This window comes from Thioalkalivibrio sp. (assembly GCF_007692535.1).
Classification (GTDB): Bacteria; Pseudomonadota; Gammaproteobacteria; order Ectothiorhodospirales; family Ectothiorhodospiraceae; genus Thioalkalivibrio.
Map to the genome: position 1 here is coordinate 1 of NZ_REBW01000203.1, position 9,513 is coordinate 9,513.

Below are 9,513 nucleotides of genomic sequence, written 5' to 3' on the forward strand. Positions count from 1 at the left end.
TGAGGCAGCGAATCCTGGTCGCGAACTCGTCGGCAGCTTCGCCCCGGAACATGCAAAGTCCGGCAATCCGCGCTGCAGGAAGCGCTCGAAGCGCTCCAAGTCCTCAAGTGGCATCGGGTCGCTGAAGAGGAACCCTGGAAGGCGCCACACCCGCGCCTTGCTCCCGAGACCGGCAGTTGCCGGGGTGCGAATCGCTCCATTGCAGAAGGCTTCAGCTCAAGGCCACCTCGACTTCGTGCTCCTGGCGGTCGTCCACAAGGGGGATCAGGGCTTGCGGTCGCGCGGTCCCGTTAACAACCGAACCGCCCACGCCGGTTTCATCCATCAACGCACCGTCGACCGTCACACGGATCACCTGTCCCGTTTGCGCACCGACCCGCCTCACGGTGATGTGATAGGTGGTCTCGCGATAGCGGTAGTGGATCCTGTACACGTCCCAATGCGCCGGGACGCAGGGCATGATGCGCAGCTGATCCACCTCCAGTTGCAGGCCCAGAAGGGTTTCCACCGTCAGCCGGTACATCCAGCCCGCGGCCCCGGTGTACCAGGTCCAGCCACCGCGGCCGGTATGCGGCGACACCCCATAGATGTCCGCGCTCATCACGTAGGGTTCGACCTTGTAGCGCTCGATCGCAGCAGGCGTGCTGCCGTGATGGACGGGATTGAGCATGGCAAAGAATTCCCACGCGCGTTCGGTGTCGCCCATCATCGCAAACGCCATCGTGGTCCAGATCGCGGCATGCGTGTATTGGCCGCCGTTCTCGCGCACGCCGGGGATGTAGCCCTTGATGTAGCCGGGCTCCAGATCTGATTGGTCGAACGGCGGGTCGAGCAGCTGGATGATCTGCTTGTCGCGGCGCACCAGGCGCTGGTCGACGGCCGTCATCGCCTGGCGGGCCCGGATGGGATCGCCGCCGTTCGAGAGGACCGCCCAGCTCTGGCTGATCGAATCGATCTGGCATTCGTCGTTGGTGGACGAACCCAGCGGGGTGCCGTCGTCGAACCAGGCGCGTCGGTACCAGGCGCCGTCCCAGGCACTTTTCTCGATGTTGCTGCGCAGCAACGCCGCCTGATTCGAGCACAACTCGGCAAAGTCCGCGTCGTCGTGGTCCCGCGCCAGGTCGGCGAACAGGTCGAGGTTCTCGACCAGAAACCATGCCAGCCACACGCTTTCGCCCTTGCCGTCGCGACCGACGAGATTCATGCCGTCGTTCCAGTCGCCGCAGCCCATCAGCGGCAGCTGGTGGGCGCCGAAACGCAGGCCGTGCTTGATGGCGCGCACGCAGTGCTCGTAGAGGCTGGCCGCTTCCGGCGAGCGCTGCGGCTGGTCGTAATAGGCCTCTTCTTCCGCATACAGCTCGCGGCCTTCGAGGAAATGGATGGACTCGTCGAGCACACCCGTGTCACCGGTCGCCCGCACATAACGACAGGCTGCATAGGGCAGCCACAGATAGTCATCGGAGAAACGGGTGCGCACGCCCTGGCCATTGGGCGGGTGCCACCAGTGCTGCACGTCGCCCTTGAGGAACTGGCGCCCGGCGCAGCGGATCAACTGTTCGCGGGCCAGCCACGGTGTCGCATGGATCAGCGCCATGGTGTCCTGCAATTGATCGCGGAAACCGTAGGCACCGCCGGACTGGTAGTAGCCGCTGCGCCCCCACAGCCTGCTGGATATCGTTTGATACACCAGCCAGCCGTTGGCCAGCACGTTCAGCGCGGGATCGGGTGTGTCCACATTCACCGCGCCCAGGGTGCGGTTCCAATAATCCCACACCGTTTCCAGCGCTTGGCGCGCCCCTGCGCGCCCCCCGAATTGCTGGACGAACTGCCGCGCTTCGTCGGCGTTGGCCGCCGCACCGAAGACGAACACGATCTCGTGTTCCTGCCCTGCGGGCAGCTCGATCCGGGCCTGGATCGCGGCACACGGATCGAAGGCCGCGCCGGTTCGGCCCGACAGGCGCTTGCGGCGCATCGCCGCCGGTCTGGCCAGCGAGCCGTTGCGGCCGATGAACTCGGTTCGGTTTCCGCTCACGGACCGCTCCCGCTCACTGACCTGTGCAAACACGACCCGGTTGGCGCACTCGCGGCCGTAGGCATTGCGGGCAAACAGCGCCCCACTGTGCAGGTCGGGCTCCGTGACGATGTGCATCAGATTGCTGTGCCGCCACTCGCCGAGCACCAGTTCCCAATAGCCGGTCAACGACAGGCTGCGCGCGCGCTTCGACTGGTTGTGCAGTTTGACCACCACGAACTTCACCGGCGCGTTCATGGCGACGTAGGTGAACAGTTCCGAGGCGATGCCGGCTTCGAAATGCTCGAACACGCTGTAGCCGAAGCCGTGGCGGCAGACGTAACCGGAGCGCCCACGGGCGGGCAGCGGTGTCGGCGACCAGAACGCCCCGGTTTCTTCGTCGCGGATATAGAACGCTTCGCCGCTACTATCGGAGATCGGGTCGTTGTGCCAGGTGGTGAGGCGGAACTCGTGCGCGTTTTCCGCCCAGGTATAAGCACCGCCGCTTTCGCTGACGACCGTGCCGATGTGCGGGCTCGCGATCACGTTGGTCCACGGCGCCGGCGTCGTTTGCCCCGGTTCGAGCGTGACGACATATTCGTGCCCATCGGGCGTGAACCCGCCCAGGCCGTTGCTGAAAATGCGTTCGCGCGCCGCCAGCGGATCAACCGGTTCGACCGCCGCTTGCTTCACGGGCTCCAGCATGTCCGACGTGCGCTCGGTCGAAACGCGGCGTTCCACCTGCTCGATCAGGGTTTCGGCGGTATCGCTGAAGACGATGCGCGCGACACTCTGCAGCAGCACCCGCTCGTCCTCGGAAAGCTCCTCGGCACGTCGCACGAAGACCCCTGCCGGTTTGTCGATCACCTGGGCCTCGGGTCCCGCGTTGATCAGTCCCATGATCTGATCCTGCAGCACGGCCCGGTAGCCCGAGAAATCCTCGTTCACGATGACCAGGTCGGCGGCCAGGCCCTTCATGCGCCAATAGGCATGTGCCTGGAGGACCTGTTTCACCAGACCGATGCGGTTGATGTCGCCCATGTGCAGCAGGACGATCGGCAGATCGCCGGAGATACCAAAGCGCCACAGCCCGGATTGTCCAAGCTGGTTACGGGCAATGATGCCGGGGCCGGCGCGGCGCAGGGCATGGCCGTAAATAACGGAGCTGGCCAGGCGGCCAAAGACCTGGGCATCGGCTTCGGTGGCGTTGAGGTTGCGCAGTACCTCCTGGCCCTGGAACCAGGCCATCTCGAACGCACGCTCGACGAAGTGACGGTCGCCATATTTTTCAACCAGGGCCAATGCGGTCTCGCGCGTGTCCGCGACCCCGGAGATGACCTGCACGGTCGCCGATTCGTCGGGTGACAGGGTCAGGGTGCGGCGGATCGCCACAATGGGATCGAGCACCGGCCCCTCGGTATTCGACAGGGCGGGTGGGCTCTCAGCGCTGTCGAGCACCAGCGGGTTGGCCGCCGTGCGACCGCGTCCGATGAAGCGGGCACGGTCGGTTTCGTAGGACGGCTCGCCGGCCATCGCGCCCGGTGCGGCGAGCAGATGGAACATCCAGGGCGCCTGCTCACCCGGCGCCCGAGGCCGCCGCGTGCAGAGGATCGCCTGGCGCTCGGGCAGGATTTCGGTCTGCACGAACAGATTGCTGAACGCGCGGTGGGCGAGGTCGGCATTCAGCGGCGCCAGGACCACTTCGGCGTAGCTCGTCACTTCGATGTGACGGGGCCGCGACGACTGGTTGGTGAGCGTGACACGACGGATTTCGACGTCGTCTTCCGGGGACACGCTGATTTCGGTGTGGGCTTCGATCGCCTGATCGCGCCGCCGGTATTCGGCACGCGCCTGCACGAAGATCGCCTCGTAGTGATCGGCCCGGCGCAGGGTCGGCTGGTGGGCAGTCGACCAATAGCGCCCGCTATCACGGTCGCGCAGGTAAATGAAGGTGCCCCAGCTATCGGCGGTGGCGTCCTCGCGCCAGCGGGTGACGGCGAGGTCGCGCCAGCGGCTGTAACTACCGCCGGCATGGGTCGCCATCACGTGGTAGCGGCCGTTCGATAGCAGGTGGACTTCGGGGATCGGAGTATCCGGGTTGGAAAAAACACGCATGATCGTGGCCACGTCTGCGCTGGGCGGGCGGGCGGCGGCGCTCACTTCGGCCGCGTGCGGGTGCAGGGTGGCGCCCTTCTTCGGCACACGCTCCTGCAGCAGCAATTCCGTCGCCCGCACGAGCGGGTCGGACAGGAAACGGCGCTGCATCGGCTGGTGGAGAAGAACGTGCGCAAACGCCAGCAGGCTCATGCCCTGGTGATGCGCCATGAATGCCTGCACGATGGCGTTCGGCTTGCCCCGCGGCACCCGGGACGGCGTGTAATCGATCGCCTCGTAAAAGCCATAGGCGCCGAGAAAGCCATGATCGGCCAGCGTTTGCAGATTGCGGCACGCTTCCTGCGGCATCACAGTCAGCGCCAGAGCGCTCGCGTAGGGCGCAATGACCAGATCGTCCCCCAGCCCGCGCTTGAAGCCGAGACCCGGGACGCCAAATGCCCGGTACTGGTAGACCTGGTTGATGTCGACGGCGTTGTAGCAGGACTCGGAAATCCCCCATGGAACCTCGCGTTGCCGGCCGTATTCGATCTGGCGCGACACCGCGGCCTTGCAGGTCTGCTCCAGCAGCGTGTTTGCATAGCTCGGCATGATCAACTGCGGCATCAGGTATTCGAACATCGAGCCGCTCCACGAAATCAGGCTGATGTCACCGCCGTGACTGGTCAGCAGACGGCCGAGCGAGAACCAGTGCTTCTGGGGCACCTGTCCCTGTGCGATGAGCAGGAAACTGGCCAGGCGCGCTTCCGATGCCAGGAGGTCGTAGCAGGATGGGTCGCGGCGCCGCTCACCGACGTCGTAGCCGATGGCCAGCAGACCGCTCGCGGTGTCGTAGAGAAACCCGAAATCCATCACTGCCAGCGCTCGGCAGCGATGCGTCAGCGCATCGATGACGCCGAGTTGCGCCATGGCACCCGCGACGCCCGCTCCGGCCAGTTCCATCCGGGTGGGAATGGCGCGGCCCTGCCATGACGTCGGCACCAGAAATGCCATCTCTTCCCGCAGGGCGCGGAACTGCCGGTCGCATGCCCGCGTCCAGTAGGCCAGCTCGCCATCGATACCCGCTGGCAGCCCGGCAACCAGCTCGCCGCCGATGCGGTGAATCTCATCCAGCGCGCGGGCGGCGGCAGGCAGTGTCTGCGGCGGTCCGTCCCGCGTGAGTGCGCGCAGGGTGTCCTGCAGCAGACTGATCTTTTTCGCCAAGCCCGGTGCGGGTGAGGCCGGCAGCTGTTCGGCAAGCACCTGCAGGGTGTCCTGCAGGCCCTGGAGTGCATTGGCTGACAGCACCGGCTGATGTTTCATTTCGGCCAGTCCCGTCTGCAGGGTGAGCAGGCAGCCAGCCAGGTTGCCGCTGTCCACCGATGAGACGTATTGCGGCTGCAGCGGCTGCAGCGTGCGGGTGTCGTACCAGTTGTAGAAATGGCCGCGGTAGCGTTCCAGCTTTTCCATCGAAGCCAGGGTGTCGCCGATGCGCTGGAGGCATTCGCCTGCCGTGATATACCCAAAATCGCATGCCGCCAGGTCAGCCAGCAGCGACATGCCCATGTTGGTGGGCGAGGTGCGCGAGGCGATGGCCGGCGCCGGATATTCCTGCCAGTTGTCGGGTGGCAGCCAGTGGTCCTCCGGGCCGACGAAGTCCGCGAAGTAGCGCCAGGTGCGTCGGGCCGATGTCCGCAGGAAGGCCTGCTGATCGACGCTCAGGCCCGCGGCGGGGGCGACCAGCGGCTGGCTGATCCACCAGCCGACGACGGGCGACAGCAGCCACAGCAACAGGAGGGGGGCAGCGTAGAGCCACGCTGCAGGTTGGCTTGCGATGGCCAATGCCACACCCAGCACTACCGCGAGCATCGGCGCGATCCACATCTCCCGAAAAAAGTCGGCCAGCGTGCGGCAGGCGTTGCGGCGTGCATAGGCGGGCAGCTGCCACAGTAGCAGGCCGCGTCGCGTGAACAGCATGCGTACCCTCGAGCGCAGGATCGCGCCCAGGCCGATCCGCGCATCGTAGGGCAAGAAGGCCAGGGTCAGCACGGCGAGCGCGAGCGGACGCCCTGCGGATTTTCGGGTCTGGCTGAAGTGCACCAGCCAGCCGCGTTCTTCCGGCTTGCGAACCAGCTCGATCATGCTCGACAGCAGGGTGGGCAGGAATGCCACTGCCAGCACCAGCAGGGTCCACAGCCACCCGGGCCCTGGACCCAGCAGCCATCCACCGACCAGCAAGACCAGCAGCGCCGGCGCGACCAGGCTGCGGCGCAGGTTGTCGAAAAGCTTCCACCACGACAAGGCCGAGAGCGGGTTCGCCTGCCGCGTCGCCTTCGTGCCGTTCCGGCCGGGGGGGCCTGGCACGCGCGGCAGCAGCCAGCCGGCCAGTTGCCAGTCGCCGCGTATCCAGCGATGGCGCCGGCTGGCCTCGGCGGTGATGCTCGCCGGATGCTCTTCAATGAGATCGACATCGGTCACCAGAGCCGAACGCGCATAGCCGCTTTCCAGCAGATCGTGGCTGAGGATGAGATTCTCTGGAAAGCGTCCGTCGACCGCCTTACGGAACGCACTGACGTCGTAGATGCCCTTGCCGATGAACGAGCCTTCCCCGAACACATCCTGGTAGACATCCGAAACTTCGCGCGTGTAGGGATCGATCCCCGAATCCCCCGCGGACAGTTTGGTGAAGCGGGACTGGCCTGCACTGGTCAGGCTGATCGAGGCCCGCGGCTGCAGGATGGCGTAGCCTTCGACAATGCGGCCCTTGCCGGCATCGTAGACCGGCCGGTTGAGCGGATGCGCCAGGTTGCCGACCAGGGTGCGTGCCGCGTCGCGCGGCAGTTGCGTGTCGGTATCCAGGGTGATCACGTACTGGAACGAGGCGAGGAGGGAAGAATCGCCGACGATCTCCGAAAAAGCGGTTTGTGCTCCGCCCCTGAGCCGGGCATTGAACTGTTCCAGCTTCCCACGCTTGCGCTCGTAGCCCATCCAGACCCGCTCGAACGGATTCCACACCCGCGGCCGGTGAAACAGATAGAAAATGCACGGGCGATCGTCGCGGTAGGTCGCGTTGAGCGCCGCAACCGCGGCGCGCGCACGGTCGAGCAAGGCCGTGTCATCCGGCAACGTCTGCTCGGGTGCGTCGCGAAAATCCGTCAGCAGCGCAAAGAACAGATTGGGATCGCGATTGCCGAGATAGCGGATCTCCATGGCCTCGAGCAGATCGTCGACGTCCTGCAGTTTGGTCAGCAGGGTGGGCACGACCACCATGCTGCGGTGGTTCTTCGGAATCCCTGTGGAGAAATCCATTCGTGGCAAGGCGTGCGGCGGCAGGGTGAGCGTGACCAGCTGGTTCACCAGCGGGACCGCCAGCGCCGAGGCGGCGACGACGAGGGGGAGCGCAAGCAACCAGAGGCGCCAGTCGCCCGCATCGACCCCACCCGGACCCGGTTCGAGCACGGACAGGACGACCACGATCGCAAGGAGTGTGAGCGCCAGGATGGATCCGACATACAGGGACAGGCGAAGATGCGGGCTTGCCCGGCTGAGCCGGGATTGCAACGACGGCCGGAAGCCGACCGCGCGCTCCAGCTGCCTGCGTCCCCGATCGATCAGGTAGTAGCCGACGTGCGCGCTGCGCTCCTGCGTGCCCCGTTGTACGGCCGCCGCCTGCGCAAGCGCGACGGCTTCGCGTGCCACCGCCATTTCACCAAGTGCGCTGCGTCGCGCCACGTCCTCGATGACATGCCGGTAGCGGTCGCGGGTGGCGAAATCCTGGTGGGCGTACATCGCCGTCGGGTCTTCGCACAATGTCTTCTCGACGACACTGAGTGCCTCGACGAATTCCTTCCAGTCCGTGGCGCCGATGAAACGCAGACTGCCAATGCTGTTGGCAATCGAGATCTGGTTGGCCGCGGCGGTGCGGCCGGCCGCCTCCGACAACTCGGTTGCAGTCACCCCCTGTTCGAGCAGCTTGTGTTCGACCCAGGTTTGCACGAAGGCCATTGCGGACCCCTGGGCCTGGAGCCGGCCGTAAAACTCCTCGACGAACGGCGCGGTCAGCGGAACATCGGCATGCGCAAACTCGGCCAGCAGATGGATCAGCCGTTTCGGTTCGCTTTCGGCCGCGTCGAGCATGCGGTCCGCCCAGGTGATGGCCGCATCGAGCTCCTCGCGCCGCTGGGCGATACGCATCCCGACGCGGCGCAGATTTTCCAGCAACGCCAGTTGCAGCATGATGGGGAACGCCCATAATTCGCCCAGCTTCAAGGGTTCCACGGTCTGGTAAGCGGCGATGAACTGGGTGGCGTCGCCGCTGTCCACGCGGCCATCCATGTGGGAAATCAGCTCCAGCGCCAGGGCGTAGATGCGCGGGAAACCGGCCGACGGGCCATTGGCGATGCGCGGCAACTGGCGGCTGTATCCGCGCGGCAGGTGCCGGCGCGCGAGCGTGATCTGCTGCTCGATCAGGTAGAAGTTGTCGAGCAACCAGGCCTCTGCCGGTACGATCCGCTGTCCCTGCGTCCTGACGGCGGTTACCACGTCATACGCCTCCCGCAGAACGCGTGCGTTGTCCGCCAGCCGTGGCAGCAACCGGTCCGGCCCCGGACGCGGATCGACTCGATGCTGACCCGCCAGCGTCACCGCGTGACGCTTCAGCTGCTCGATGCTGAACAGCTCCGAACGCAGCAACTCCGTGTCCTGGTCGTCATGCACCGCATTCCGCATGCGCGCAAACGATCCAAACGCTGTGCTGGCCATGACATCCTCCTGGCTCGATCCTTGATGGGCGGAACGAAGGCGCCGGTGCCTACCGCGCCCGCGAGGCGAACGCATGAAGCACACCGCTATCGCGCGCGAGCGCGCTACGTACCGCGCGGGCTCCCGGGTCCGAACAGGCGCGCATAGTCGGCACGCTCCGCCTCGTAGCACGGGCACGCGGCGCGTTCCAGCGCGGCGCGGTCGAGGATGGTGATCTCGCCGCGCGAGTAAGCAATCAACTCGCCGCGCTGCATCTCGGCAGCGGCCACACTGACGCTGCTGCGGCGCACGCCAAGCATGTCGGCGAGAAACACATGCGTGAGATGGAAGTGATTGGCATGCGCCCGGTCGTGCGTCATCAGCAGCCAGCGTGCGAGCCTGGGCGCGGTCTCGTGGAAATGGGTACACGCTGCCGATTTCGCCAGCTGGGACATGAGCACGTACAGATAGCGCGCGAGCTGCTTGCGCAAGGCCGAGCTCGCCTCGAGTTCACGTCGAAAGTCCGCGCGCGAGATGCGCAATGCGCTGCCAGGGCCTTGCACCACGGCGCGCATCGGGGCGGTATCGACCCCCAGCATCAGCGTCGCGCCCAGCATGCCTTCGCTACCGATCAAGCCCATCTCCAGCGGTTGCTGTGCATCCAGCGTCGC

At 65.8% G+C, this 9,513-nt stretch carries 2 protein-coding genes; both read right to left on the reverse strand.

Features of this window, described 5'->3' with window-relative positions:
* Window positions 1-211: 211 nt before the first annotated feature.
* On the reverse strand, window positions 212-8,794 hold the full coding sequence (locus tag EA346_RS11805; RefSeq protein WP_366755787.1) for a glucoamylase family protein: 8,583 nt from the start codon (window positions 8,792-8,794) through the stop codon (window positions 212-214).
* A gap of 173 nt (window positions 8,795-8,967) precedes the next feature.
* On the reverse strand, window positions 8,968-9,513 hold a 546-nt coding region (locus tag EA346_RS11810; RefSeq protein ID WP_296758813.1), incomplete at its 5' end, for a Crp/Fnr family transcriptional regulator.